Here is a 562-nt window from a genome sequence, read left to right as displayed (position 1 = left end):
CTATAATAGTTCCTCTGCAAAATCACGGTAGCCTTTGGGATGGAAAAGGCTGGTATGATGTCAGATTTACTTTGGCAAGCGCTTCTTACCCTTACAATACTGTAAGGGTAGGAACATGGAGAAACATCCATATTACCGAAGAGGTAACCGTACTTGACTGGGAAGATATGGAGGTTGAATATTAATGAAAAGACACATTTTTTTTATTCGCTTATGTATGCTGGTTTCCTGCATGGTTTTGCTTTACTTTTGCCTTGCTTCTTGCGAAACGGACACTGTAACGCCAGGTAAAGCTTCGGTGTTTATCCGAAACGATTCAACCGAACGGCTGGTTTCACTTATGCTGTATGGCGGCGATGACGAAACATCCAACGACAATGGTCTTGCCCCGGGTGAAAGTCTGACACTTACGATACAGTCTGATTATAACCTGCCGTCATACTTCAACGGTAGGGTTTGGACGCTTACAGTTCGTACTTCCAGCGCTAGAACATTTTCAGAAGAAATGAGCCTAAAGAACGGAATGACCAGAAGATTGAGTTTTACCGGGACTGACTTTGAA

Annotated in this window: 2 protein-coding genes; both read left to right on the top strand. The window is 43.2% G+C overall.

Annotation, left to right across the window (positions count from 1 at the left end; all coding sequences use genetic code 11):
* Positions 1–185 (top strand): hypothetical protein (locus tag ACYVRH_RS14230; RefSeq protein WP_461257530.1); only part of this gene is annotated, 185 nt, incomplete at its 5' end.
* A partial coding sequence (locus ACYVRH_RS14225; protein WP_461257529.1) for a hypothetical protein occupies positions 185–562 on the top strand: 378 nt, incomplete at its 3' end. The genes ACYVRH_RS14230 and ACYVRH_RS14225, both read left to right, overlap by 1 nt.

Source organism: Treponema sp. R80B11-R83G3 (assembly GCF_054786115.1).
Note: the sequence above shows the minus strand (reverse complement) of the source record. Positions and strands in the feature narration are given on the sequence as shown.